Annotated in this window: 26 protein-coding genes and 1 pseudogene; 8 read left to right on the top strand and 19 right to left on the bottom strand. The window is 62.3% G+C overall.

Annotation, left to right across the window (positions count from 1 at the left end):
- Positions 1-220 precede the first annotated feature (220 nt).
- The 4 genes from OCW50_RS08490 to OCW50_RS08475 all read left to right on the top strand — a co-directional run bounded on the left by OCW50_RS08490 (position 221) and on the right by OCW50_RS08475 (position 1,666).
- The gene (locus tag OCW50_RS08490; RefSeq protein WP_009488682.1) at positions 221-475 is read left to right on the top strand and encodes a DUF2171 domain-containing protein; all 255 of its coding nucleotides are present in this window, start codon (positions 221-223) and stop codon (positions 473-475) included.
- A gap of 96 nt (positions 476-571) precedes the next feature.
- Complete coding sequence (locus tag OCW50_RS08485) at positions 572-727, top strand: lipocalin/fatty-acid binding family protein (protein WP_262297164.1); 156 nt, start codon at positions 572-574, stop codon at positions 725-727.
- Positions 728-879: 152 nt separating this feature from the next.
- On the top strand, positions 880-1,308 hold the full coding sequence (locus OCW50_RS08480) for a MerR family transcriptional regulator (protein ID WP_262297163.1): 429 nt from the start codon (positions 880-882) through the stop codon (positions 1,306-1,308).
- Entirely contained in the window at positions 1,244-1,666 is a 423-nt protein-coding gene (locus tag OCW50_RS08475; protein WP_262297162.1) for a carboxymuconolactone decarboxylase family protein, read from the top strand. Before OCW50_RS08480 ends, OCW50_RS08475 begins: the two co-directional genes overlap by 65 nt.
- A 611-nt stretch (positions 1,667-2,277) precedes the next feature.
- Here OCW50_RS08475 and OCW50_RS08470 read toward each other — a convergent pair.
- From OCW50_RS08470 to OCW50_RS08430, 10 genes and pseudogenes are all read right to left on the bottom strand, one after another.
- Positions 2,278-4,140 carry a hypothetical protein gene (locus tag OCW50_RS08470; RefSeq protein ID WP_262297161.1) on the bottom strand — a complete coding sequence of 621 codons (1,863 nt, stop codon included), beginning with the start codon at positions 4,138-4,140 and terminating at the stop codon, positions 2,278-2,280.
- Positions 4,141-4,254: 114 nt separating this feature from the next.
- Positions 4,255-4,674, bottom strand: a pseudogene (locus OCW50_RS33365) (TniQ family protein); the annotation flags it as partial.
- 299 nt (positions 4,675-4,973) lie between these two features.
- Positions 4,974-6,083: an alanine dehydrogenase gene (ald, locus tag OCW50_RS08465; protein WP_262297160.1), complete on the bottom strand. Its 1,110-nt coding sequence runs from the start codon at positions 6,081-6,083 to the stop codon at positions 4,974-4,976.
- 12 nt (positions 6,084-6,095) lie between these two features.
- Complete coding sequence (gene aspA / locus OCW50_RS08460) at positions 6,096-7,532, bottom strand: aspartate ammonia-lyase (RefSeq protein WP_262297159.1); 1,437 nt, start codon at positions 7,530-7,532, stop codon at positions 6,096-6,098.
- A 42-nt stretch (positions 7,533-7,574) separates the two neighbouring features.
- Positions 7,575-8,456 carry a GNAT family N-acetyltransferase gene (locus tag OCW50_RS08455; protein WP_262297158.1) on the bottom strand — a complete coding sequence of 294 codons (882 nt, stop codon included), beginning with the start codon at positions 8,454-8,456 and terminating at the stop codon, positions 7,575-7,577.
- A gap of 33 nt (positions 8,457-8,489) precedes the next feature.
- Positions 8,490-9,719, bottom strand: coding sequence for an aminotransferase class V-fold PLP-dependent enzyme (locus tag OCW50_RS08450; protein ID WP_262297157.1), 1,230 nt, complete (start codon positions 9,717-9,719; stop codon positions 8,490-8,492).
- Positions 9,720-9,743: 24 nt separating this feature from the next.
- Positions 9,744-11,066, bottom strand: a complete 1,323-nt coding sequence (locus OCW50_RS08445) for an NAD(P)/FAD-dependent oxidoreductase (protein WP_262297156.1) — start codon at positions 11,064-11,066, stop codon at positions 9,744-9,746.
- 345 nt (positions 11,067-11,411) lie between these two features.
- The gene (locus OCW50_RS08440) at positions 11,412-12,887 is read right to left on the bottom strand and encodes a multicopper oxidase family protein (RefSeq protein WP_373371351.1); all 1,476 of its coding nucleotides are present in this window, start codon (positions 12,885-12,887) and stop codon (positions 11,412-11,414) included.
- 494 nt (positions 12,888-13,381) lie between these two features.
- Positions 13,382-13,855, bottom strand: coding sequence for a DUF411 domain-containing protein (locus OCW50_RS08435; protein ID WP_262297154.1), 474 nt, complete (start codon positions 13,853-13,855; stop codon positions 13,382-13,384).
- Between the two features lie 10 nt (positions 13,856-13,865).
- Positions 13,866-14,123 carry a heavy-metal-associated domain-containing protein gene (locus OCW50_RS08430; protein WP_262297153.1) on the bottom strand — a complete coding sequence of 86 codons (258 nt, stop codon included), beginning with the start codon at positions 14,121-14,123 and terminating at the stop codon, positions 13,866-13,868.
- Between the two features lie 181 nt (positions 14,124-14,304).
- Between OCW50_RS08430 and OCW50_RS08425 the strand changes: the two genes are divergently transcribed.
- From OCW50_RS08425 to copM, 3 genes are all read left to right on the top strand, one after another.
- Complete coding sequence (locus OCW50_RS08425; protein WP_262297152.1) at positions 14,305-14,646, top strand: hypothetical protein; 342 nt, start codon at positions 14,305-14,307, stop codon at positions 14,644-14,646.
- Positions 14,647-14,773: 127 nt separating this feature from the next.
- Complete coding sequence (locus tag OCW50_RS08420) at positions 14,774-15,106, top strand: four-helix bundle copper-binding protein (RefSeq protein WP_262297151.1); 333 nt, start codon at positions 14,774-14,776, stop codon at positions 15,104-15,106.
- A gap of 39 nt (positions 15,107-15,145) precedes the next feature.
- Positions 15,146-15,673 carry a CopM family metallochaperone gene (copM, locus tag OCW50_RS08415; RefSeq protein WP_262297150.1) on the top strand — a complete coding sequence of 176 codons (528 nt, stop codon included), beginning with the start codon at positions 15,146-15,148 and terminating at the stop codon, positions 15,671-15,673.
- An 80-nt stretch (positions 15,674-15,753) separates the two neighbouring features.
- On the opposite strand, the gene OCW50_RS08410 is transcribed toward copM, so the two are convergent.
- Both OCW50_RS08410 and OCW50_RS08405 read right to left on the bottom strand, forming a co-directional pair.
- Positions 15,754-16,296, bottom strand: a complete 543-nt coding sequence (locus OCW50_RS08410; RefSeq protein ID WP_262297149.1) for a Spy/CpxP family protein refolding chaperone — start codon at positions 16,294-16,296, stop codon at positions 15,754-15,756.
- A 66-nt stretch (positions 16,297-16,362) separates the two neighbouring features.
- Positions 16,363-16,920: a Crp/Fnr family transcriptional regulator gene (locus OCW50_RS08405; protein WP_262297148.1), complete on the bottom strand. Its 558-nt coding sequence runs from the start codon at positions 16,918-16,920 to the stop codon at positions 16,363-16,365.
- A gap of 129 nt (positions 16,921-17,049) precedes the next feature.
- On the opposite strand from OCW50_RS08405, the gene OCW50_RS08400 reads away from it, so the two are divergent.
- Complete coding sequence (locus OCW50_RS08400) at positions 17,050-17,772, top strand: sulfite exporter TauE/SafE family protein (RefSeq protein WP_262297147.1); 723 nt, start codon at positions 17,050-17,052, stop codon at positions 17,770-17,772.
- A gap of 46 nt (positions 17,773-17,818) precedes the next feature.
- Here OCW50_RS08400 and OCW50_RS08395 read toward each other — a convergent pair whose 3' ends face one another.
- The 7 genes from OCW50_RS08395 to OCW50_RS08355 form a co-directional block, all read right to left on the bottom strand.
- A complete protein-coding gene (locus OCW50_RS08395; RefSeq protein ID WP_262297146.1) occupies positions 17,819-18,115 on the bottom strand; it encodes a hypothetical protein in 297 nt (98 codons plus the stop codon).
- Positions 18,112-18,348: a DUF2933 domain-containing protein gene (locus OCW50_RS08390; protein ID WP_262297145.1), complete on the bottom strand. Its 237-nt coding sequence runs from the start codon at positions 18,346-18,348 to the stop codon at positions 18,112-18,114. Before OCW50_RS08390 ends, OCW50_RS08395 begins: the two co-directional genes overlap by 4 nt.
- 116 nt (positions 18,349-18,464) lie before the next feature.
- Complete coding sequence (locus OCW50_RS08385; RefSeq protein WP_262297144.1) at positions 18,465-19,514, bottom strand: tyrosinase family protein; 1,050 nt, start codon at positions 19,512-19,514, stop codon at positions 18,465-18,467.
- Positions 19,515-19,723: 209 nt separating this feature from the next.
- Positions 19,724-22,129, bottom strand: coding sequence for a heavy metal translocating P-type ATPase (locus OCW50_RS08380; RefSeq protein WP_262297143.1), 2,406 nt, complete (start codon positions 22,127-22,129; stop codon positions 19,724-19,726).
- Between the two features lie 137 nt (positions 22,130-22,266).
- Positions 22,267-23,232, bottom strand: a complete 966-nt coding sequence (locus OCW50_RS33360; protein WP_373371341.1) for a copper-binding protein — start codon at positions 23,230-23,232, stop codon at positions 22,267-22,269.
- A gap of 80 nt (positions 23,233-23,312) precedes the next feature.
- A complete protein-coding gene (locus OCW50_RS08360) occupies positions 23,313-23,603 on the bottom strand; it encodes a copper-binding protein (protein ID WP_262297142.1) in 291 nt (96 codons plus the stop codon).
- Positions 23,604-23,641: 38 nt separating this feature from the next.
- On the bottom strand, positions 23,642-24,133 hold the full coding sequence (locus tag OCW50_RS08355) for a cupredoxin domain-containing protein (protein WP_262297141.1): 492 nt from the start codon (positions 24,131-24,133) through the stop codon (positions 23,642-23,644).
- Positions 24,134-24,152: the final 19 nt, after the last annotated feature.

Below are 24,152 nucleotides of genomic sequence, written 5' to 3'. Positions count from 1 at the left end.
TCCAGACATCAAAGACAGGCTCCGCGTCCTGGTCCGCAGGGGTGAGGTCTACCCCCAGGATCTGCGCGCGGCACACATGGTAGAGCATGATCGCCAGGAGGACCTGTGGGGTCAGGGAATTTCGCGCCTGGAGCAGGTGAAGGCTGTCGGGCGACGAGCTTGCGGCGGCATCCAAATCCGTCATCATGCGTTGTGCTCCCGTCATCTACGGGAGAAAGCCATGACCGATGTCAGCAGGATTCGGGAGCACATGGAGGTGATCGGCGCTGACGGCGTCCACGTCGGAACGGTCGATCGGGTCGAGGGCGACCACATCAAGCTAACACGGAAGGACAGCGGCGAGGGCTCCCACAAGGGGCACCATCATACCGTTCCGCTGGCCCTTGTGGCAGACATTGAGGGCGACAGGGTGCGCCTATCCGCCAATGCGGACGTGGCCGTCACCTTCGAGCAGGAGGCGGATCGCTCCGCCTGAGTTCGGCCACAGCCACCGCGGGCCGCCTGGCCGTCAAGAGCCACCCCAGCGCAGTTACTGCTCTGTGCAGAAACGGCACAGGCGATGGAGACCTGCATGAGCGATGCCCTCAAGGTAACCGCTTTCTCCTCGCTCGACCTGAACCGCTCCCTCGGCAGGTGGTACGAGATCTGCCGCCTTCCCTTGAAGGAGCAGGATGAGGCGGCCACCGACTTTACCGAATCGTCGCGTAGGGCCGACTCTTTCACCTGACATTTGCGATAAGTTTTCGCTCAGAAAGCAGCGGCGCCGATGTCGTCGCGAAACTTGGCATGTCCGCGACACGACAAGGGGACAAGGCCTCTTGACTTAGAGCGTACTCTAACCCGTAGCTTTCCGTGCGTCGTGACGAAAGAAGGGCGTTGATGAAGATTGGCGAGTTGGCGAAGCGTTCGGGACTGTCTGCCCACACGATCCGTTACTATGAGCGGATCGGGCTGTTGCCCCATGCTGACAGGGACCGATCGGGCCAACGTGACTACGACGCATCAATCCTGACCTGGATAGAATTTCTCGATCGTCTCAAGACGACCGGGATGCCTATACGGGAAATGCTGCGTTACGCGGCCTTGCGGGAGCGCGGCGTCGACACGGAAGCGGAGCGCAGCGCGTTGCTCGAACAGCACCGTGAGCGTGTCCGTGCGCATGTGGCCAAACTGCAAGCCTGCCTTCTCGTCCTCGACACCAAGATCGCCGGATATGCCGGCAAGGAACAGAGGATGAAGGACTATGACGCACCAATCCCCGAACGCCCGCGAAAGCCGGCTGGAACGCGGCAAGCGGGCGCTCGCTGAAATCGACGGCGAAGCCGGCCACAAGGTCATTGCCGCCCTGGCTGACATTGCCCCCGACTTCGCCAACTACGTGTTCGAGTTCTCGTTTGGCGATATTTACAGCCGCCCCGGGCTCGATCTGCGCGCCCGTGAGATCGCGACCATCGCGGCGCTGACCGCGATGGGAAACGCGACCCCGCAACTGAAAGTCCATATCGAGGCGGGGCTGAATGTCGGGCTGACGAAGGAGGAGATCACCGAAACCATCATACAGATGGCGGTTTATGCCGGCTTTCCTGCGGCGCTCAACGGGCTGTTTGCGGCCAAAGAAGTCTTCGCCGCCCGGCTTCCCGACCGGAAGGGAGAAGCGGCAGGATGAACCTTCTGTCTACACCTATGAATCCCTTCAATGGGAGTTCGGAAAGGGTTACGTGAACTGGCGTTGGGACCTGGTGCCCGACGCACGGAAGTGCCGATTCCGGCGGTTCGACGCCGCGGAACCGCAGGATTCGTGAGCACGGTGCGTGGCGAGCGACCCGCATCCGCCGCAGGACTCGATGCCGGGATCGGCACGGCCGGTGCCCCTGGACGGAAAATGGCCCGCCTCCGTCAGGAAGGCGGGCCATGTCCAATCCTTGGCGGATGCGCCTGGTCTTGCCAGTCCATGCACAACCTAAGGCTGTACGGGCCGAAGAGTCAGGCTTCTCGCCGACTCGAGTCATGATACCCCCGGGTTAGAGTCAGACTTCAGTACCCGGGGACAACATGTTCCGGAAACCAATTAGGCTTTTGCACTTTCCTTATTTTTAGCCAAATGAGCGATCTTTCGGAAACCATTTATGCTGCATCGGAAACCATTTAGACTGACTTTAGGTCCCAATTGGAACCAATTGCATAGACTTCGATACCGAGGCCTCATTATGGCTCTTAGTACTCGAGAACGCCACAACCTCAGCAAATCCCTCGGCGTGATTTGCTGCCAGCTCTGAGCTATTGCGGCTCACTTGACCACAAACAAGCCGCACGTGTCGTTTCCTGGGGTTCTATCATTGGATCGCCAGCAGTGGGCAATACCGTGGGATCAACTATAATCGAGGCAATGATGTTGCTTGCAGCTTCAAGGCCAACATCGTTCAAAATGTAACGGTAAAGCGCGCTGGCTGCCTTTTGACATCCACCTACGGTGCCGAGCATTTGCCGAATGCTCATCTTTCCCGCAGATGCATGGATCAGGTACAGAAGTTGGATGGCTCTTTCGGAAGGGAGCAGCCTGGAGTTCATGAATACTTCATAGGCGACCCTGTGTATCCCATCTTTGGACTTCAGTATCGCTTTGATCTGCAGGCCCCCAGTGTCGGCGCACGGAATATGTACAAATCTATACTGGAAATGAGATTGTAAGAAAATTTTCGCTTGGTCCCGGCTCATCAAGCGAATTTTGCTCGGGATTTCAATCCGATCTAAGTGAGATTTAGCTCTTAATCTCTCTTCTGCTTTTAGCCTCTGAGACTTCAGCCTTCGAGCTTGCAGATCAACAGTCCAGTCCCACTTCGATAGCGCGATTTCTGCGGATGAGCGGGCATAAAATAGTTTGCTGCGACTACCGATTGAACGTGGTTCAACGGCCATCTGGGTAAGAACCCGGACTAATGTGTTTGGCGACTGTCCGGAACGTGCTGCGAGTTCCCCCACAGAGGCGTACTCCTGGAAAAACTTTTGGCAATCCTCACGTGTCACAAGGCGACTGTGTTGTCTCGTACTAGGATTAGGAATGCTTGGGATCGCTCCCTCACTGGTTAGCAGTTGCATGGCATCGTAGGTTTGCCCGAATTGTTTCGCCGCATGCTTCAAAGTGTAAAGATTTGGGGCGGCCTGCCGTAATTTAAGAACATCCTCTAAATCGACAAACAGCGATAAAAGTCCTCGGAGCGAACGTTGTCTAGCGATAACTTGAATTTTGCCATCAAAAATCAATTGAATAAGTTCGAGAGAATCTAGGTTTAATTTTTTTGCCGCCTTAAGGATTGTTTTTGCGGCTTCCGGAGGTTCCTCGACATCAGGGGCGTCTCTGGAAAGTTTATCCAAAAACCCATCTAAATTTGACCGCAAAAGTACATTCAACCTACTGCCTTGGGCCTTTAACGAGATTACTTCAATCATACGACGGTCGCACAGCTTCTTCAGCCTATAGGTGTCTATGCCGAGATAACTTGCTGCATCCAGTCTATAAATTTCGTCTTGAAGCATTGCTTGGATTTTGTCCAACGCACTCCTCGGAACTGGATGAGCTCTCATAATTGGTTGGCTCGCATCTATGTAGCCGAGATGCATTGCGAAGAGATACGTTTTCACAAAGGGTGAGCCACAATGGTCTATAATTGTTCCAAGTGTAGTGGTGTGGGTCTCTAGCGTGCCTCCAAAAGCCGTCAAAGAATTGTTCCAAGTTACCCTTTGTGCTGCATGACTTTTAAAAGCATTGCGAAAAAGATCGAATTCAGGAATTTGGCTTGCGTAGAGCCAGCGATACAGATCGCCATACATTGCGGTCATTGCAACTCTTGCCCCCCGCTTTGAGACATCTCGCTGTGCCACAAGTTTATCGAGAAGATCGTCGAAAGCCCCAGGCCATGATCTAAGTATCCTCAAACCAGTTTTGCGGACTTCAACGCCACCATGTTTTGCCGAACTAACGGCATAGTATTCTCTTCCATACAAAGCGGCTCTTCCAATCTGCTGCAGAGCCGACGCCGCCGCATATAGTGGCAGCCTATCCAATGCGAACACGGGTAACGGAGCGCACCCCCCAAGACGCCCAACAATATAGCGATCAGACACACAGTCATCTGCCTTCATTCGTGGGGTCCTGTGTCTCGAAAGATCGAAGCCACATGTACACTGCCAAGGCAGAGGAGCATCATATGAGAGTGGCTTCGTGCAGCGGGGACAATCACCTAAAAGCTTCACGAGGTGAATTGGGCAATGTTCAACTATAGTGACGTCCCACCAAGTTCTCCGATGCGGTTGCAGTGTGATCGGCCCTCGGCTCTTTGAGGCTGAGCGAAAGTCTTGGCCCAGACAATCAGGACAGATGCGCCTCTTGGAGGATGACCAATCCTTTGCATCAAGCTCTTGTCCACAAATTTGAATCTTGCTGTGTTGATAAACAACGGTCGCATCCCGCAATGTTGCTACATCAACTCCTGATACAACCGATAAATCATCAAGCATCCTGCCGTAGAGAATGCCTTTGTTGTATTTCAAGCCATGATCTCTGGCGAACGCACGACAGCTGTCGTAATGGTTTCGTGCTGTTAGACGACCGAACAAGCTGTAGGCAGGCTCACCCTTGATAGGGCGAACCCGCAGAGGTGCTCGCTTAAGTTCCATTGCTCGTAAAACTGCTCGATTAACTGCGGCTGACCTGCCGGCTCACGCCGGTCAAGAATGAACTGCTCTCGATCAGATCTCGGGACGAATGGGTCAAGGGAGTTGGACATGATGTCCACCCATTCGTCAGAGCAGGGTTTACGAGGCAGGTTTCGCGGAAGTTATTCCGTTCGGTCCGGAGCCTGGGCTCGTTCGTGCGGTTGCGACCACACCCTCTTCTCCTAGATCGGCAAACCTTGCCCTGGTGTGTCAACGTGATCAGCGCTTGTTCCGATCCCGGGTTTGCAATGCAGCCGCCATCAGCGCAGGCTCCTTAGATCGGTCCAGGGAAGGCCGAGGCTCTCCGCGACGGCTTTGTAGGTGAGCTGTCCGGCATGCACATTGAGCCCCTCCAGGAGCCCAGGCGTCTCAAACACTGCCTCGAAGCCCCGATCCGCCAGCGCGAGGCCGTAAGGCAGCGTGGCGTTGTTCAACGCTTCGCTCGACGTCACAGGCACTGCGCCAGGCATGTTGGCGACGCAGTAATGAATCACCCCATCCACCTCGAAGGTGGGACTCTCGTGAGTCGTGGGGCGGGAGGTCTCGAAGCAGCCGCCCTGATCGATCGCGACGTCCACGAGCACCGCGCGCGGCTTCATGCGTGAAAGCATGGCTCGGCTCACCAATTTCGGTGCGCTGGCACCGGGCACGAGAACCGCCCCAATCACCACGTCTGCCCCCGCAATCTCCTCTTCGATAGCTGCCAGGGTGGAATATCGCGTGCGCACGCGCCCTGCGAACAGATCATCGAGCTGGCGCAGCCGGGGAATGGCGCGATCGAGAATAGTTACTTCGGCACCCAGCCCCACTGCCATACGCGCGGCCTGAGTCCCCACCACGCCACCGCCCAGCACCAGCACGCGGGCCGGCGGTACCCCCGGCACACCGCCCAGAAGGAGCCCGCGCCCGCCATTGTAGCGCCGTAGTGCCAGTGCCGCTGCTTCGATGGAGAGCCGGCCGGCCACCTCGCTCATGGGAGCGAGGAGCGGCAAGCCACCCTTCGCGTCTACCACCGTTTCATAGGCCACTGCCGTGCAGCCGGAGGCGAGCAGGCCTTTGGTTTGCTCCGGATCAGGCGCGAGATGCAGGTAAGTGAAAAGAGTCTGCCCCTCGCGCAGCTGCACCCATTCGGACGGCTGCGGCTCCTTGACCTTGATGATCATCGTAGACTTGGCAAACACTTCCGCCGCGTCTGCTGCGATTTCCGCTCCCGCCGTGCGATAAGCATCGTCGCTGGCGCCGATACCGGCGCCCGCGTCGGTCTCCACCAACACGTTATGCCCGTGTGCCACATATTCCCGCACTGCGCTGGGGGTGAGCCCGACACGGTATTCGTGAGCTTTGATTTCCTTCGGAACGCCGACGAGCATGGCTGTTTTCCTTCAGTTCGATGGGAGGGTGACGATCCTGCGTGGCCGGGTCATGTTTTCCGGTCGCAGAATGTCATTGAGTTCGACCAAACTGAGCAGACCCTCCTCCAGCACGAGGTCGGCAACACCGCGGCCCGTGGCCTGCGCCTTCTGCGCGATGCGGGTCGCGTTCTCATAACCAATGACCGGGTTCAGCGCGGTCACGAGGCCGATGCTGTGGGTGACCATCTTGCGGCAATGATCCTCGTTGGCGGTGATGCCCTTGATGCAGCGCTCAGCCAGCGCCGTCATGGCACGTGTCATGATGCGCATGGACTGAAGAATGTTGAGAGCGATCACCGGCTCGAAAGCATTGAGCTGCAACTGCCCGGCTTCAGCCGCAAAGGTTACCGTCAGATCGTTGCCAATGACCTGATAAGCCACCTGATTGACCACCTCCGGAATCACCGGGTTAACCTTGCCAGGCATGATGGACGAACCCGGTTGGACAGGCGGAAGATTGATTTCCCCCAATCCCGCACGCGGGCCACTGGAGAGGAGGCGCAGATCGTTGCAGATCTTGGACACCTTCACCGCGATGCGCTTCAGGACGCCCGAAAAGGTGACGAAGGCGCCGGTATCCGAGGTGGCCTCGATGAGGTCAGCCGCCAGCACCAGGGCCTCGCCGCTGATCTCGGAGAGTTCGGAAACCACGAGTGCCGCGTAGCGCGGATCCGTGTTGATGCCGGTGCCGATGGCGGTCGCTCCTAGATTGACCTCTCGCAACAGTCTCACCAGCTCGTGAGTGCGCTCGATGTCCTCACTCATAGTGGTCGCGAAGGCCCGAAATTCTTGGCCGAGCGTCATGGGAACGGCATCTTGCAGCTGGGTTCGTCCCATCTTGATGATGTGCGCGAACTCTTCGCTCTTGGCGCGTAGGGCGGCGCAGAGATTTTCCATGGCATGCGTGAGGTCGCCGTAGCTCAAGAGGAGACCCAGCCTGATGGCGGTGGGATAGACGTCGTTGGTGGATTGCGACAGGTTAACATGGTTGTTGGGGTGAAGGTGTTCGTACTGCCCCTTCTCGTATCCCATGAGCTCCAGGGCGCGATTGGCGATCACCTCGTTGGCGTTCATGTTGGTCGAGGTGCCGGCACCACCCTGGATCATGTCAACGACGAACTGATCATGCCATCGTCCGGCGATCACCTCGTCGCAGGCCGCCGAGATCGCATCTTCCAGTCGTTCCGGGAGAAGGCCGAGCTTGCGGTTAGCGCGAGCGGCTGCCTTCTTCACCATCGCCAGCGCGTGAACGAAGTTCGGGAAATGGGATAGCGGTGTGCCGGTGATCTGGAAATTGTCCAAGGCGCGGGCCGTCTGCACGCCGTAATAGGCGTCAGCAGGAACCGCCAGATCACCCAGCAGGTCGTGCTCGACGCGCATAGAGCCGCGATCGGTCTCGAGGAGCATGGGACTTGTCGGCATCACAGGATCTCCGAGATTTTTCGTCGTTCAGCCAGTGGTATGGCTCGCCAGGGCATAGACAGCGGGTGCCCGCGCCGCCGGAGGTGTCCATGGGCGCCCAAGCGACATTTGGGTCACGCTGTCGTAGACCGGTAGGCCGCATTGAGAGACAAAGTGGGCAAATTCGCCTTCCGTGTGTCCCGTGTCGATGCGCAGGAAGGTTCCCGCGTGAGCCGCCACCAGAGGACGAACCGCCGCGATCGCGTCCTCATCCGTCGCCGCGATGACCGGTCCCACCACGGATCCGCGTCCGAAGGGGCGGCATAGCGCGACCGCCTCCAGGTTTCCTTCGCGGAAGAGCACGGTGCCGCGTGACCGCGTCACCAACGAAGCAAGGAGGTTAGCCCGGTCGGCGCCCCTGGCCCGCCGGTCCAGCTCGCAGAGAGCGGCAAAGTCGGAAGGTTGCAGATCTCTCACCTCGGCATTGGTGGGAGGCGCCACGTCTGGGGGCATCATCGCCTCCCCCTGGCACTGGTGGACGATCCTTTCGTCCACAAAGCCGAGCGACAGATAAAGCCGGTGCGCGGCCTGCGTGGCGTGAAGGCCGATCGAGCGTCCTTGGGTGCGTGCCAGGACATGGCGCATCAGCCATAGTCCGCCGCCGTTGGCCTGTAACCGAGGCGGGGTGATAACCATGCCGACAGTGGCGAAATCATCGCCGAACGGGAACCACATGGCCGACCCATACACCCGGCCGATAGGGTCTAGCGCCACGACGCCTTGTCCCACCTCGCGCAGCAACTCCCAGTCCTCGGGCCGATGGGGCCAGCCGACGCTCAAGGACAGCACATGGAGCGCATCGAGATCCGCATCCATGATGTCGCGGAGTTGTACGGTGAAGGCATCAAGGAGAAATGTGTCGTCCAGCATGATCGTACCTATTGTCCGCAGGTCTGCCTCGCCTCAGCGGTCGACGTGTTTTACTGCATTCCTTAGCGCTGTCACGAAAGTATCGAGGTCAGCTCTCAGCATGTAGACGTGAGGCGAGACGCGGAGCCCCTCCACGTGGTCGACCTCGCGGTATTTGACATGAACCTGGTGCTTCTCTCGCAGCTCTCGCTCAAGGGCTTTGGAGTCCACGTGGTCGATGGAAAACAGGCTTACGGCGCCGAGGTCATCGGTGTCCAACGGTGTATGCAGCCGGAAACCGGGGATGTCGTGAGCGAGGCTTATCCAGTAGCGGGTCAGCTCCTGCAACCGTGCGTGAATGGTACGAACCCCGATCTCTCTGTGGAGCTGGATCGCCGGCGCGATCCCGGCCTGTATCGCTGAATTGTAGGTGCCGAGGTTCCAGTGATCGAATTTGTCGATCCCAATCGGCGGCTGGTCGAAGGGCGCGAGCAGCGGCCAAGTGCGGTCGATGTGAGCTTCCTTGACGATCAGCATACCGTTGCCGACCGGTGCGCCCAACCACTTGTGCAGGCTTGCGACGAAGAAATCGCAACCGAGTTCACGAAAGCTGACAGGCATTTGCGCGAAGGTCTGGGCACCATCGACGACCGTGACGATGTCATGTGCGCGGGCCAAAGCGCACAGTTGTTTGACGGGCAAAACCCGCCCGTTCCAGTGGAACATGTGGGTTAGCTGCATGACGCGGGTGCGCGGCGTAATCGCCGCTTCGAAGGCAGCAACGATGTCGTCGTCGCTGGCCATAAGATCGAAGCGGCAGGTCACCGCCTCAATGCCGTCCCGCTGCTGCCGCTGGAGCCAGCCCGCGCGCACGCTGGGGTAATCCCACGGTGACAACAGCACCTGGTCGCCAGGCGTGAGTGGTATACCAAAAATGGCCGTGGACAGGCCCTCCGACGAATTGCGGTTCAGGGCGATTTCATGCGGCGCACAGTCGACCAATTCAGCGAGCTGCTTCTTGATGTCGGGGAGTGCCGCATCCAGCTTGCTCCACATGTTGACGTCGGGATTCTGGCCGATGAGCAGATAGGCGTCGATGACCGCCTGCTGGACGACGAGTGGCGGCGGGCTGACGGCTGCATTGTTCAGGTTCAGCAACGGCTGCTGGGGCGGATAGGCCGCCCGGACCCGATGCCACGCCTCTTCCGCAACATCGGGGCCGGCAACCGGCCGCGGTGTCGTCCGTTGGCCGGTGCCCTGACGCTCGATGGCGGGTAAACTCATGCTCTGCTCCTTCGCAGCGGCAAATCAGATCGACCCGACCTCCACCTTCGAGCCATCCAACAGGCGCGAGAGGCGGAAGGGAGTGGGATCAACACAAGGAGTTTCGTTGGCGACCAGGTCGGCAGCCAAATGCCCGATCCCCGGTCCGATACCGAAGCCATGGCCCGAACACCCTGCAGCGAGGAAAAAGCCTTGGATCCCTTCCACGGAGGAGATGACCGGCACCGCGTCAGGAGTGGAGTCCACATAGGCGCCCCAGCTCTCTGCCACCTCGACGCTGGCCAGGGCAGGGACGAGCTTTTTGACGCGCTCCAGGGTTGTGGCGATGGCCCGAGACTTGGGTGAGGGGTCGAGGACACGGATCCGCTCGAAGGGCGACGGTTCGTCCAGGCGCCATCTGCCCAGCGCTTCCGGCCCTTCGAACAAGGACTTGCCGACGCCGATCTCTACGGCCTTCAGGCGCTTGACGAACATGGGCATGAAGGAGCGCGCGTAGCGGATGCTCTGTGGGGTGATCTCCAGCACCGCCTTTCCGCTGATGGCCAGAGTATAACTGCCATCAATGCGGCGCGTGAGCACGCAGTCCGGCGTATAGATTGCCTCGCCCACGTTCGGGGCCGGACGGGTGCGCAGTGTACTCTGGCACACACTCGCCTGAGGAAAGGAAATCTTGTGACGACGGCAGAAGGCGGACGCCCAAGCGCCAGCGGCGCACAGGACCGCGTTGGCCCGGATGAGCCCCTTCTCTGTGACCACGCCGGTCACCGCGCCATGGGTGATGTCGAGGCCGCGTGCGGCGCAGTTCTGGTGGATTGTGGCACCATGGGCGCGCGCGCCTTCGGCGATCGTCGGTGCGGCAAGTCCTGGTTCTGCCTTACCGTCCTCCAACGAGTGAACGCCCCCGAGCCACCGCCGCCCGGTAGCCGGCAGTGCGGTCGTCGCCTCTGCCGGGCTCAGCATCTTCGTATTGACCCCGAACCGGCGCGCCGTCTCGCGCCATTTCTCCCATTCACCGAGTTGCTTCGGATCATCGGTGGCGTAGATGAGGCCGCAGCGGCGGAAACCAAGATCTCGGCCGATCTCGGTCGTGAGTTCATCCCAGAGCCGCAGGGCAATGCCGGAGAGCGGCAGTTCGCGCGCGTCGCGATTCTGCTGTCGGCACCAGCCCCAGTTCCGGCTCGACTGTTCGCAGCCAATGTAGCCTTTTTCCAAAAGGGCCACCGAGTGGCCGCGCCGGGCGAGGAAATACGCGGCGGTCGCACCGACAATACCGCCGCCAATGATGACCACATCGGCGGCTGCGGGAAGCTTCTCGTCACTCGGAATGCGCAAGATTGAGGGCGACACGGAATAGGACCTGAGATGATGACAGTTCGTTGGCTGTCAGTATCCGACACATCCGCCACAGAATGCGCCTGAGCAGGCAGTCACATTCGGAATTTTACACCGAAGAAGGGGTGCCTTTCGGCAGTTGCTGCAGGCGGGGCGACCTTGGCATGTGCTTGTTCGTCTCGCCTCGGGCATGCCATGAGCACCGTGTCTGAGGAAAGGAAGGTCTGGTTCGGGGCGGATCGCTTTGGCGTCTAGGCGGTCAACACTGATGGTTCTCAACTTCGGGCTGGTGGAACCGATGCAAACGATGACGGTGCAAAAGCAGAGGGGCGTCGGAAAACGCCCCTCCTCGTGCGTCTATCACCCGGAAATACCATCATAGGTGATGAAACCCATCATGCCTGCCGCCATGTGGTAGAGATGATGGCAGTGGAAGGCAAACGTGCCCGCGTTGTCGGCCTCGAAAGCCACGGTCACCGTACTTCCTGGCGTCACCAGGACCGTGTCACGGACCGCTCCTGCGATCTGCGTGCCGTCAATGCCAATGACCTGGAAGCGGTGCCCATGCAGATGCATCGGGTGGGCCATCATGCTGGTGTTGCGCATGGTGATTGCCACCCGCTCGCCCTTGCGGACAGGCGCGGGCCTGTCAAAGCCGCTCTGGCTCCAAGCATAACCTTCCATGGTGCCCTGCAGCTCGGTGGTGATTGTGCGGTTCGCGGCACGGGGGGCCAGGGGTGCCGCGGCGCGGAGGTGCCGCTCCACGGCGAGATCCAGGAGAGGGCCCTTGCCCGCGCCGGTGGTGGCGAGCTTTCCGACTTGGGCACCAGCGGTGGCCAGGATGATCCCAGTCCGTTCCGGCGCGTTTTCGCGCAGTGCAAGGATCGGCACGCTTTGGTCGTCCTTCGGCATCTCCAGGACAAGGTCGATCCTCTGCCCCATGGTCACGGGGAAAAGGCGGCCTGGGACTGGAACGACGGGCTGCCCGTCGACGGCCACGAGCCGTGCCTCGACGCGTCCGGTGTCGATGGTGAAGCCCGTCGCGGTGGCGCCGTTGATGATGCGTACCCGCACGCGCCCGCCCTTATCGAGCCGCACGACCTCCGGGTCGTCGAGGGTGCGGTCATTGGCGAGGTAGGCGTCATACTCGACGTCGTTCACATCCATTGCCATCGCCGGAACCCCGTGGCCCGCGTGGCCAGACACCGGCGCCCCCTGCCCGGCGTGTTCCGACATGGCGGGCATGGGGCTCATGACACCATGGCCCATGGCACCGTGGTTCATGCCGACGTGGCCGGATCCTCCGGTGAGCCGCGCAAGCAACTCCTCGGCCGGTGTGAACGAGAAGTCATGTAGCAGCACGACGACCTCCTGCTCGTCCGCTGGCCGGCGGTCGCGGACGATCAAGGGCGCCGCGAGCAGGGCCTGCTCCTGCAGGGTGTGGGCGTGCATCCAGTGGGTTCCGGCCGAGCCCACCGGGAAACCGTACTCCCGGGTTTCGCCGACGCCGATCAGCGGCAGGGGCGCATCGGCCACGCCGTCTGCGGCCCAGGGCGGGGTCAGGCCATGCCAGTGCACCGTGGTGGGCTCGCCGGACTCGTTTACGAGCCGGACTCGGAACTCCTCGCCTTCGGTGAAGGTCAGGCCTGGTCTGCCGTCGGGGCCGAGCAGGCCATACACGCTGGCGGACCGGCGGTTGACCTCGATAGTGCGCTTCACAATCCGAAGCGGCTTGAGGGCAGAGGGGGCGCCCGGCGTCTGGGCCAGGGTGCGGCCGACCGGGGTGGCCGCCAAAGAGGCGAAAGCAGTCATCGAAAGGAAGCTGCGGCGGTTCATGCGCAGGGACATCTGTCTTCTCCGTTCGCACAGGGATTGAGGGTGATGGCGATCAGGAGAGGAGCTTGGGTGGCGGCAGATGGCGCGTCGGCCCGTCCTGGTCCCGGCCGGCGATGTCGCGGACGAAGGGGGGACGGGATGTCACCGCAAGCGGGCCGAGGGCAAAGGTGGCCTGCGGCACCTGCGGGCAGTGGTTCGGGCACGCCGCCATTCCCCGAGGGCATGCCGCGGCGGGCGCATGATCGGCCGTGTCGTGTGCGCAAGGAGTGCCGACCACCGATGTGACTGCATGGGTGGCGTGGCCCGGCCGGCCCGTGGCGGGAGCGATCACGACCATTAGAAGGCCGATCACGCACAAAATGGCTCGCAACGCCGCCATTAGGAACACTCCAACGATGGCTCACCCCCTGGCCTGGGCTGGAGGGCATTGATGCAGGTCACGTCCCGCGCCGGTTCCGACCCAATCCTGGCGAACCGGGCCGGGGAACGCTCGGTCAGACGGGGCGCGTGCCCTGGTAGCGGGCAAACGTGGCTTGGCCGGACGGCCCGAACAGGACGACCTCGTACGTATCGTTCTCGACCCCAGCCACCTCCATGCCCGGCGAGCCGACTGGCATGCCGGGCACGGCTAGTCCCTTCGCCTGCGGCTTCTCGACCAGCAGGCGCTTGACCGCGTCCGCCGGCACGTGGCCTTCGATGACATAGCCGCCCACCTCGGCCGTGTGGCAGGAGGCGAGGTTGTCCGGCACGCTGAGGCGGACCTTGACCCGATTGACCTGGGGCGTGGTGACCACCTCAACCGGGAAGCCGGCGGCCTTCATGTGCTCGACCCAGCCGCCGCAGCAGCCGCAGTTCGGGTCCTTGGTGACGACGACCTTCGGCAGGGTGGCTTGTGCGAAAGCCTGTCCCGTCACGAGGGCGGCGCCAGAGGCTCCGAGGACTGTCAGGAAGCGGCGGCGGTCAAGCATGAGGGTCTCCTTAAGCTGCAGTCGGAGTGTAGCCGGCCTCGGTCACGAGGGCCTTGATGGAGCTCAAATCGGTGCTGCCGCGGACTGAAACAAATTTGGAGGCCGGATCGGCGTCGACGCTCGTGCCGGGCAGGCTGGTCTCAATCGCCTTCTTGATCGTGGCGGCGCAGTGGCCGCAGGTCATGTCCTCGACCCGCAGGGTCAGGGCATTCGGATCACGCTCGATCGTCTGGGTGGCTTGGGCCTGGTGAGTGCTGCATCCGCACATGGTTCAAATCTCCGGTTCAGAGGGATCATGAATGCACCCTGCACCTTCCCACGGTGGCAAGGTCAAGCGGTCAATTGCACGAACTGGCCCATGACGTATGGGTCGGCTGCGGGAACAGATCATCCGGCCAAATGTTGGACGCCATGACCTCAAGGATCCTGCCGTGGCCTGCATTCGCCTCATGCTTCGCTGTTTGCTGGTCGTGACGGTCGCTCTCGGCCTCGCGAGCGCACCCGTGTATGCAGCAGCCCAGGCAGCGGCCTCGCCCGTGGAAATGACGGTCCATCAGAAGCAAGCTGGGCAGACGGTTCAGGCCGAGCGGGACCACCATCAAGGGGCCACCTCTAAGCACCACGCCATGGGTCAGTCCTGCTGTCACCCAGGGTGCATCATGGCCGTCGTGCCGGGCTTCGCCAGCTTGGCACCCATTCCTTTGCCGTGGGTCTCCATCCCGATCCCGCGTGATTTGGAAGCGGTTCCCATCGCCGCCTCGGGCCTCGACCGTCCGCCCAAGCTTGCCTGAACCGGAGGTGGAACCGACACGCCTCGGCGTGCGCTTACGCCCGTCATGCGACCTGGCTCGCCGGCGCGTCAGGCGCCGCGCCCTTGCGGGCCGACAACTCCCCGCGCCTGGAATTTAGGAGAACACCATGCACCAGATGTCGAAAGAGATGCAGTCCTGCATCGACGAATGCCTGCGCTGCTACCAGACCTGCCTCGGCATGGCGATGACCCACTGCCTCGAACAGGGCGGAAAGCACGTCGAGCCCGGCCACTTCCGCCTCATGATGGCCTGTGCCGAGATCTGCCGGACCTCGGCCCACTTCATGCTGATCGGCACACCCCACCACAAGCACACCTGCCGCGAGTGCGCCGAGATCTGCGAGGAGTGCGCCAAGTCCTGCGAGCAGGTGGGCGACATGCAGGAATGCGTCGACCAGTGCCGCCGCTGTGCCGAGAGCTGCCGCAAGATGGCGGCCTGAGCCTCCTCACCCTCCGAACACCAACGAAAGGATACCAACATGACCACCCGAATGATTGCTTTTGCGGCTACCTTCGTTTCCGCCAGCACCTTTGGTGCGCTTGCCCAGCAGACCCAGCCGCAGCAACAGATGCAGCACCCCTCGGGCGGCCAGATGGCCATGTCGGCCGAGAGCCTACCGGAAGAGTGCCGGACCGCGGTTCAGGCCAGCGGGCAGATGCAAAACATGCAGAACATGCAGGGCATGGACATGTCCGGCATGATGCAGAGCATGCAGGGCATGATGGCCAACATGAACGACGCCCAGAAGGGCTACATGCAGGCTATGATGAAGATGCACGGCCCGATGATGGCCGCCCACATGATCAAGGACTCCGACGTCGCCTTCATCTGCGGGATGATCGCTCACCACCAGGGTGCCATCGACATGGCCAACGTGGTCCTCAAGACCGGCGACAACGCCGAAGCCAAGAAGATGGCTGAGAAGACGATCAAGGAGCAGGGGCAGGAAATCACCGAGATGAAAATCTGGCTGCAGAAGAACGCCAAGAAAGAGGGCTCTCAATAGAGTATCACGGCCCTCGCCGAACCATGGCGGGGGCCTTATTCCTTCGTCCGGCCAGGATGGCCTGATCCGGTCAGGCGCGATCAATCGGCATGGCCCGAAGCGCCATAGCCCCGCAATTGGTTGTACTGCCGGATCTGCTCCGCGGTGAGCAGCGCCGCGGTCGTCAGGTGGTATTTCAGGTGCGCCGCCCTCAGCAACCCATGTGTCCGGCCAATGGCATCGGTCGCCGCGGTCAGGTTAAACGGCGTCGCTTGGCGTGTGGCGAACAAGCCGTCGAGTTCGATCTCCTGATCGATGAGGCGGCCTCCAAGCGGGATCGTCTCGGCCTTCATAGCGTCGGTGAGCTCCCGGATTCGCATCCGCTGTGGATCATCGAGCCCTAACCGGTCCGCCAATTCCAGGACGTGGACGGGGCCGGGGTATCCGTTCAACTCCGCCGCCAACGCGAGACCCATGCCACGTCCGGCCCTCAGGTCAGCGATCTGCTGCTCTGACAAAGTCTTGATGTCCCGCTTTTCGAACCCGGCGTAGGGTGTGGCATGAGCCTGGGGATGCTGGTGCTGCGCAAGTGCGGGTGTGGAGGCAAGAAACAGAGCGACGGCGGCGAGGCGGGTGGCGGCCATGGAAGGCTCCTGCGGATGGAACCGGTCCGGCATACTGCTCCTGACAGCGGGCTCATATGATCGCGATCATACAGCATCCGAAAGAAGCCGTATCTCGTGTTGGGTCCTGGCAATGGCTCCCTCTGCCTCCAGGGCGGCGAGGGTGCGGTAGAGGCTTTCGTGAGACAGGCCGAGCTCCGCGGCCATGGCCTTGAGGTTGCCGGCAATCACGACGGAGCCGTCCTCCGCGTGAAGGGCAATGTGGTGCAGGACGCGGTCTCGTGCAGTCCTGAGATTACGGTTTTCCAGCCGGGTCCGAAGCGACATCACCTGTCGGGCCAGCATGGCCATGAAACCTCGGGCCGCTGCCGGATCACGGCCGAAGGCCTCAAGCAGGGCCGCCTTCGGGAACAGCCGCACCACCGACGGAGCCGCCGCCGTGGCGTCACAGTGATAGACGTCAGAGAACAGGGAGGCCTCCGCAAGCAGGTCCCCGGCGTAAGCCCGGAAAAGGATGATCTCGCGTCCACCGGCGTCGACCCGGATCAGACGGATTTCTCCGCTTTCCACAAGGAACAGGCCTTTCGGCTCGTCACCACGGCGGAAGAGAGTCTCTCCGGGGGGCAGCTTGAGCGGTCGTGCCAATCGATATGCTTCGGCAGGCATCCAATCGGAAGCGTTCATGGCATTCATGGGATACTTCTCAGATCCATCAGGTATCCTTCTGCCCTGCCTGCGCCGGCAGGTGCAAATCCGCCATTCAAAAGGAACGGCATGCTGATACTGACTGTGGTCATCGCGGCCGTTTCTCTTCTATATGCCACGGTAGGGCAGGCTGGCGGCACCGCGTTCGTTGCGGTGATGGCCTTTGCCGGATTCCCGTCCTCGGAGATGCGCCCCACGGCCCTGCTCCTGAACGTCGTCGCGGCCAGTTACGCAACCTGGCGCCTTCACCAGAAGGATCTGATTGATTGGTCCTTCTTCGCCCACATTGCGGCAACGTCGCTGCCGGCCGCCTTCCTTGGTGGTCTGGTGGTGCTAGAGGGCAAGCCGTATTTCCTCGTCACCGGCTCCCTACTGGTCATCGCTGCCGCACTCATGGTGTTGAAGCGCAGCGTCGACAACGGTGCGGATCGTCAGCCCCCTGCATGGCGCATCGGCATCGGAGGCGCTGGTGCGGGCTTTCTCTCCGGAGTCAGCGGGATCGGCGGGGGTGTATTCCTTGCCCCTCTTCTCATCGCCTTGGGCTGGACTTCGCCCAAAAGGGCGGCCTACCTGTCGGCCCCGTTCATCCTTTTCAACTCCCTGCTGGGCTTCGGAGGCGTCTGGATCGCAGGGCAGGCTCCGGCACCGGGCACGGCTCTCTACAGTGTTGGTGCATTGGTGGGTTCGGTGATCGGCTCGGCTATCGGATTGCGATGGATCTCCGACCGGGGCACCCGGCACATGCTTGCCGCTATTCTCCTGTTTGCTGGCCTCCGGCTGTTGTTCCGGTGACAAAGGCAAAGGCGCACGGCCCGTGACCGGAACGCTGACGGGCTGATCAGACGATGCCGGATAAGCGTCCTGCGAGACCGATCGCGAGCACGGCGAGGAGGCCCCAGCAGATCCAGTAAGCCACAGGCTCCCACCAGACCTTGGCGATGTCAACGTGGCGCTCCAGGCGGTGCTTGTCGAACATGCCCCAGGCGTGGATCACCAATCCGATAAGCAGGAGCGGAAGGCCGAAGGCGCCGATATGGCTGGCGGCCAGCACCCCAAGCCCGATGCCGAGGACGACCGCACCCACGCCTGACGTGAGCTCGGCCAGCCGAAGCCGGGCAGGCTTGGCGATGGTCACTCACGCTTTCCGTGATGGTGGCCATGGCGTCCATGCATGAACAGGTGCATCAGCGGGCAGGCCAACAGCAGCAGGTAGGGCAGGGCCGTCAGGATGTGGCCCGTGTGGGCCGCGAAGAGATAGATCCCGAGGGCTGCTAGGACGAGCGAAACGAACCAGCCCACGGGGGTTCCGACCAAAAGCGTCCGCCAGCTTTTGATCGGCGTCGAAGACACGTTCGATGTGGTGGTCATGGCGAGGCCTCCCGATCAGGCGAGGTCAATCTCGAACGTTTCGGGGAAACACGCCTTGATCTCGCTCAAATGAGACCCTCGGGAGGCCCGTTGTCCGGGCCTCCCGAGATGCTGGGTTACTTGTAGGAATACCCGAGCTTGATCACGTCATTGGCATCGCTGGCAGTCTGCGTCCATGGATCCATGATCGCATCAGTGCCGACGAGCGACGGCGTGCCGCCATGGTTCAGTTGCCACAGGTCCCAGATGCGATCGACGTTCGCATGGAGCAGCCAGAAGATCGGATCCTGCGACGCCGTCGGCGGGCTCCTGAGGGTTCCGCCACACCAGTTGTGCACCTGATTGTGGGCGTCGAACTCGAGATCCTCGGTGAAGGACGTGTACCCGGAATTGGAGAGAATGGCGTTCACGCCCGCGGTGTCCGGAAGCCATCCGCTCGCGCCGGGGGCCGGCCGCGTCACTGACGGCGGACGCCAGACCCAATCGGGGCGCGCCTTATCGACCGCGTAGTTCCAATAGGGGATCGTCAGTCCCGGCTTCTTGGAGCGCAGCAGGTTTTCCATCATCAGGAGATAGACCCTGTGCCATGGCAGGAAGCGCTGCTTGCCGACGGCCCCCATGCTCGAATGCATGTTGTGGCTCATGTCGGCATGCACGGCGGCAAGGGCCTGATAGCTCCCATCCGCATGAACCTGTTGAATGGCATCGTTGAATTGCTGCCGCTGCGCCGAGCTCAGCGTCCGATGATCGGCCCTGCTCCTGAACAGGGCCTTGAGGAGCGCGATGATCCAAGGCTTGAGCTGGAGCCTGTCACCAATCAGGGCGTCCGAGAATTTTGGCGTGAGCTGCGTCAGCAAATCGGACTTACGGAGTTCAAGTCCAGTCTCGTTCAGGTGCCGCTCGACCCGCAGCCATGCCGTCTCAAGGTCCGGCATATGCTCGATGCCGAAATGCGCCTCGGCGTCGCGCAACTCGTCCCGGGTCGGGAAGTGGTCGAACATCGGATGCGGGCCGTGCTCGTGCGGCTCGTGTTCGGCTTTGACCGCCTCGGCTTTGGCCACCTCGTCGCGGGTGGGAAAGTGATCCATGGTCAGATGATCGCCATGGTCATCGGACTGGGGGGCAGTCTTGCCGGACGAGCGTGCACGATGGTTGCGCTCACTCATGGAATGTCTCCCTTCGGTGGCCGGGCCGGAATTGGACCGGCCAAGCCAAGCATGCCTTGGGCGCTCCGACATGCGTGTGCGCTGCCTCACAGCATCGTGCCCGCTGCGACGTGCGTGTGCGCTGCCTCACAGCGCCGTACGCGGGGCGGTAGGATCCGCGTCGACAGGAGGCGGCACGCCCGCACCGGCGCAGCGGTCCGCACGAAGTCTCATAACCGGACGGCACGTAGCCGGATCGCGTTGCCGATCACGCTCACCGAGGACAGCGCCATCGCGGCGGCCGCGATGATCGGCGACAGCAGGATGCCGAAGAACGGGTAGAGCAAGCCCGCCGCCACGGGGACGCCGAGCGCGTTGTAGATGAAGGCGAAGAACAGGTTCTGGCGGATGTTGCCCATCGTGGCCCGCGACAGCCGCCGCGCCCGCACGATCCCGGTCAGGTCACCCTTGAGCAGGGTCACGCCCGCACTCTCCATGGCGACGTCGGTGCCCGTGCCCATCGCGATACCGACATCCGCTGCCGCCAGTGCCGGGGCATCGTTCACGCCGTCACCCGCCATGGCAACGACCCGCCCGGCCGCCTTGTAGCGTTGGACGACGGCGCTCTTCTGGTCCGGCAGCACCTCGGCCTCGACCTCCTCGATCCCGAGACGGCGGGCAACGGCCTTGGCGGTCGTCCAGTTGTCGCCGGTGAGCATCACGACCCGCACGCCTTCTTCCTTCAGGCCCGCGAGCGCCTCTGGGGTCGAGGCCTTCACCGGATCCGCGATGGCAATGGCTCCTGCCACCTTGCCGTCGATGCCCGCGAAGATCGCGGTGGCACCGTCCTCACGCAATCTGTCGGCCTGCTCCGCCAGCGGAGCGACGTCGATGCCGTGCTCGGCTAGGAACGCCTTGTTGCCAAGGACAATGCGCTTGCCTTCCACGGTGCCAAGCGCGCCCTTGCCCGTGGGCGAGTCGAATTCGGTGACGGGCCCGGTGGCGATGCCTTGTTCCTCCGCGGCTGCTACGATGGCCACCGCGAGCGGATGTTCGCTCGCCCGCTCGACGCTGGCCGACAGGCGCAGGACATCGGCCCCGACGAAGCCCGGTGCCGGGACAATGGACGTCACCGCAGGCTTGCCCTCGGTGAGGGTTCCCGTCTTGTCGACCACGAGGGTGTCGACCTTCTCCATGTGCTCGAGCGCCTCGGCGTTCTTGATCAGCACCCCGGCCTGGGCGCCGCGGCCCACGCCGACCATGATTGACATCGGCGTCGCAAGCCCAAGCGCGCACGGGCAAGCGATGATCAGCACCGAGACCGCTGCCACGAGCCCGAAGGCAAGGCGCGGTTCCGGTCCCCAGATCGCCCAAGCGAGGAAGGCCAGCACCGCCACCCCGATCACGGCGGGCACGAAGTAGCCCGAGACCTGATCCGCCAGGCGCTGGATCGGGGCGCGGCTGCGCTGGGCCTCGGCCACGAGCTGGACGATCTGCGACAGCATCGTGTCACGGCCGACCTTGCGCGCCTCGATGATGAGGCCACCGGACTGGTTCATGGTGCCGCCGATCACCTGAGCGCCGACCTCCTTGGTCACGGACATCGACTCGCCCGTCACCATGGATTCGTCGACCGCGCTGCGCCCCTCGAGCACGGCCCCGTCGACCGGGACCTTCTCTCCCGGGCGGACCCGCAGGCGGTCGCCCGCCTGCACGCTGTCGAGCTGGACCTCCTCCTCGGTGCCGTCGTCCCGGATCAGGCGCGCGGTCTTGGGGGCGAGGTCGAGCAGGGCGCGGATAGCGCCGCTCGTGCTCTCCCGGGCGCGCAGCTCGAGAACCTGCCCGAGCAGGACGAGGACCGTGATGACGGCCGCCGCCTCGAAGTAGACCGCCACCGAGCCGTCGTGGCCGCGGAAAGCCGCCGGGAAGATGCCGGGCGCCAGCGTCGCGATCACACTGTAGAGCCAGGCCACCCCCGTGCCCATGGCGATCAGCGTGAACATGTTGAGGCTGCGGTTCCTCAGCGACTGCCAGCCGCGCTCGAAGAACGGCCATCCCGCCCAGAGCACCACCGGGCTCGCGAGCGCAAGCTGGATCCAGTTGGAGACGTTGCGCGGAATGACATGATCGAGCCCGATGAGATGGCCGCCCATCTCCAGCGCGAATACCGGCACTGTCAGGGCGAGCCCAATCCGGAAGCGGCGCTTCATGTCGACGAGCTCGTGGCTCGGCCCCGTCTCCGCCGTCGCCAGAACGGGCTCGAGCGCCATGCCGCAGATCGGGCAGGAGCCGGGTCCGACCTGGCGGATCTGGGGATGCATCGGGCAGGTGTAGATCGTGCCCTCGGGGACGGACTCCGCCGTCCGGTCGGCTGCCGCCTCAACGTACTTGGCGGGCTCGGCCATGAACTTCGACTGGCAGCCCGGGGAGCAGAAGTAATACGGCTTGCCGTGGTATTGGGCCCGGTGCTTGGTTTCGTGCGGGTCGACCATCATCCCGCAGACCGGATCCGTCACCTTCCCGGCATCTCCCGCAGGCTCATGGTGATGATGGTGCCCGGCATGGTCGCCATGGGCATGGGGAGCATGATGATGCCCACCGTGGGAGTGGCGGTCGACGGTACGGTTGTCGGTCATGGCTCACCTCGCCTGGTACGCTGAGACGGATTCTCGCCCTTGCCATCGTGGGAAGGTCAATCCGCTCCACTCACCGGATTACGCGCGGCCGCGCATTGCGGCATTGATCCAGGGCAACGCGCGACCGCGGACGGCGGTCACTTGCCCTTCTGGATCCTGACGACGCTGATCTGGCCGTTCACGCGATCGGCCTGGAACCGGACCCGGTCGCCGGCCTTCACGCCCTTGAGCACCGCCGGGTCCTGCGCCCGGAACACCATCGTCATCGCATCCATGTTCAGGTTCGGGATCGGCCCATGGTCGATGGTGATCTTCCCGGCGCCGGTGTCCACCTTCTCAATAGTGCCGGACACCATCGGCAGGTTCACGGCGGCCGCTGGCTGGACCGCGGCCGCCTGGGCTCGGCCCGTGTCGATCGTTACGACAGAGATCTGCCCGTTCACCCGGTCGGCCTGGAACCGCACCTTGTCGCCTTCCTTCACGCCTTGGAGGAGGGCAGGATCTTGGGTGCTGAATACCATCGTCATGGCGTCCATGTTGAGGTTCGGGATCGGGCCGTGATCGAGCGTGATCTTGCCGGCGCCTGTATCGACCTTCTCGACCGTGCCGGAAACGGTGGGGAGGTTCGCCGGCGCGGGCTGAGCCGCAGGTTGTGAAGGTGCTGTGGCCTGCACCTGAGGAGCCGCGGCGATCGCCCGCTGATCCAGCGGCCCCGATCCATGCGGCGGCTGGTCCGCCTTGGCGCGGTAATCCGCCTGGCGGTTGCGAACCTGCCACTCCTTCAGTTCGTTGATCTGCTTCTGCTGCTCATCCAGAAGCTTTTGCGCAACTTGGCGCAGTTGTTCGTCCGCACCGTGCTCCAGCTGAGTTCTGGCGAGGAAAATAAGGTCTTCATGATGAGCAATCAGAAGCGCAGCAAAATCCTTGTCGGGATCGCCTGCGAGCTTCATGTCCTTGAAGCGCTCGTCCATGACCTCGCGGACGCGCTCGTAGGCTGCCGGCGCTCCTTTGGCCGGCTGTGCCTGCGCAATCCAGTCCGGGCCGATCGCAACGGTAGCCAGGATAGCTCCGATGGTGGTGAAAGTGGCGGTCGGGCGTTTCATGGCGGTCTCTTTCTTGAATTGGGATAGCCGCCCCACAGAGCGGTGCGTCTCGGACGCGTGCTGCGGGGCGGCGAGGGCCCTTACGAGCCCTTCTTGATTGAGGTGACGGAGATCTGGCCGTTCACGCGGTCGGCGGTGAACTGCACTTTGTCGCCAGCCTTCACGTCCTTGAGCAGCGCAGGATCCTGCGCGCGAAACACCATGGTCATGCCATCCATGTTGAGGTTCGGAATCGCGCCATGCTCGATAGTGATCTTGCCCGCTGCGGTGTCGACCTTCTCGACCGTGCCGGAGACCGTGGGCAGGCTCTGCGCGAGGGCAGCACCGGAGAGGCTCAGGGCGGCGATCAGGCTGATGGTAATGCGCTTCATAACAAACTCCTTTTTGGATCGTGGGGGAGATTACACCGTCACTTGACGACGACGGTGCCGTGCATGCCGGACTCGTAATGGCCCGGGATCAGGCAGGCGAACTCGAAGGTGCCTGGCTTGGTGAAGCGCCAAACAACCTCGTTGGAGCCGTTCGGAGCAAGGCGCTTCCCGTTCGGGTCGTCGTGCTCCATGTCCGGGTTCTTCTCCATGGCGATCTTGTGCTTGGCGTTGTTCTGGATGCTGTCGAGCATGAACTCGTGATCGGTCTTGCCGGCGTTCTTGAGCACGAACTTCACCTGCTCACCGCGCTTGATCTCGACCTGGTTGGGCTCGAACAGCATCTTGGCGTCGTCGGTCTCCTTCATGGTGACCTCGATGGTCTTGGCCACGGGCTTCTTCGGATCGCCCGGCTCGCCGGCCGCGAAGGTCCGGTGGCTGTGGCCGGGCTCGCCGGGACCGGCGAGCGCCAGTCCGGCTGACAGGATGAATGCACCGAGTGCCCCTGCGAGGGTGATTGAACGAACTGTCATTGATTGCTCCTTGTGCAAT

The organism is Microvirga sesbaniae, from assembly GCF_025460805.1.
In the GTDB taxonomy this organism is placed as follows: Bacteria; Pseudomonadota; Alphaproteobacteria; order Rhizobiales; family Beijerinckiaceae; genus Microvirga; species Microvirga sesbaniae.
The sequence above is the reverse complement of the archived record's forward strand: the minus strand, read 5'-3'. Positions and strand labels throughout refer to the sequence as shown.

What these genes read in the sequence shown, in the direction of transcription:
- copM (WP_262297150.1), top strand. Translation starts at nt 15,146, where the DNA reads ATGACCACCCGAATGATTGCTTTTGCGGCTACCTTCGTTTCCGCCAGC.
- OCW50_RS08425 (WP_262297152.1), top strand. Translation starts at nt 14,305, where the DNA reads ATGCTTCGCTGTTTGCTGGTCGTGACGGTCGCTCTCGGCCTCGCGAGC.
- OCW50_RS08410 (WP_262297149.1), bottom strand. Translation starts at nt 16,296, where the DNA reads ATGGCCGCCACCCGCCTCGCCGCCGTCGCTCTGTTTCTTGCCTCCACA.
- OCW50_RS08475 (WP_262297162.1), top strand. Translation starts at nt 1,244, where the DNA reads ATGACGCACCAATCCCCGAACGCCCGCGAAAGCCGGCTGGAACGCGGC.
- OCW50_RS08400 (WP_262297147.1), top strand. Translation starts at nt 17,050, where the DNA reads ATGCTGATACTGACTGTGGTCATCGCGGCCGTTTCTCTTCTATATGCC.
- aspA (WP_262297159.1), bottom strand. Translation starts at nt 7,532, where the DNA reads ATGCTCCTCGAGACCGATCGCGGCTCTATGCGCGTCGAGCACGACCTG.
- OCW50_RS08480 (WP_262297163.1), top strand. Translation starts at nt 880, where the DNA reads ATGAAGATTGGCGAGTTGGCGAAGCGTTCGGGACTGTCTGCCCACACG.
- OCW50_RS08440 (WP_373371351.1), bottom strand. Translation starts at nt 12,887, where the DNA reads ATGAACCGCCGCAGCTTCCTTTCGATGACTGCTTTCGCCTCTTTGGCG.
- OCW50_RS08380 (WP_262297143.1), bottom strand. Translation starts at nt 22,129, where the DNA reads ATGACCGACAACCGTACCGTCGACCGCCACTCCCACGGTGGGCATCAT.
- OCW50_RS08390 (WP_262297145.1), bottom strand. Translation starts at nt 18,348, where the DNA reads ATGACCACCACATCGAACGTGTCTTCGACGCCGATCAAAAGCTGGCGG.
- ald (WP_262297160.1), bottom strand. Translation starts at nt 6,083, where the DNA reads ATGCTCGTCGGCGTTCCGAAGGAAATCAAAGCTCACGAATACCGTGTC.
- OCW50_RS08430 (WP_262297153.1), bottom strand. Translation starts at nt 14,123, where the DNA reads ATGTGCGGATGCAGCACTCACCAGGCCCAAGCCACCCAGACGATCGAG.
- OCW50_RS08490 (WP_009488682.1), top strand. Translation starts at nt 221, where the DNA reads ATGACCGATGTCAGCAGGATTCGGGAGCACATGGAGGTGATCGGCGCT.
- OCW50_RS08420 (WP_262297151.1), top strand. Translation starts at nt 14,774, where the DNA reads ATGCACCAGATGTCGAAAGAGATGCAGTCCTGCATCGACGAATGCCTG.
- OCW50_RS08360 (WP_262297142.1), bottom strand. Translation starts at nt 23,603, where the DNA reads ATGAAGCGCATTACCATCAGCCTGATCGCCGCCCTGAGCCTCTCCGGT.
- OCW50_RS08450 (WP_262297157.1), bottom strand. Translation starts at nt 9,719, where the DNA reads ATGAGTTTACCCGCCATCGAGCGTCAGGGCACCGGCCAACGGACGACA.
- OCW50_RS08470 (WP_262297161.1), bottom strand. Translation starts at nt 4,140, where the DNA reads ATGAAGGCAGATGACTGTGTGTCTGATCGCTATATTGTTGGGCGTCTT.
- OCW50_RS08485 (WP_262297164.1), top strand. Translation starts at nt 572, where the DNA reads ATGAGCGATGCCCTCAAGGTAACCGCTTTCTCCTCGCTCGACCTGAAC.
- OCW50_RS08435 (WP_262297154.1), bottom strand. Translation starts at nt 13,855, where the DNA reads ATGCTTGACCGCCGCCGCTTCCTGACAGTCCTCGGAGCCTCTGGCGCC.
- OCW50_RS08455 (WP_262297158.1), bottom strand. Translation starts at nt 8,456, where the DNA reads ATGCTGGACGACACATTTCTCCTTGATGCCTTCACCGTACAACTCCGC.
- OCW50_RS08385 (WP_262297144.1), bottom strand. Translation starts at nt 19,514, where the DNA reads ATGAGTGAGCGCAACCATCGTGCACGCTCGTCCGGCAAGACTGCCCCC.
- OCW50_RS33360 (WP_373371341.1), bottom strand. Translation starts at nt 23,232, where the DNA reads ATGAAACGCCCGACCGCCACTTTCACCACCATCGGAGCTATCCTGGCT.
- OCW50_RS08355 (WP_262297141.1), bottom strand. Translation starts at nt 24,133, where the DNA reads ATGACAGTTCGTTCAATCACCCTCGCAGGGGCACTCGGTGCATTCATC.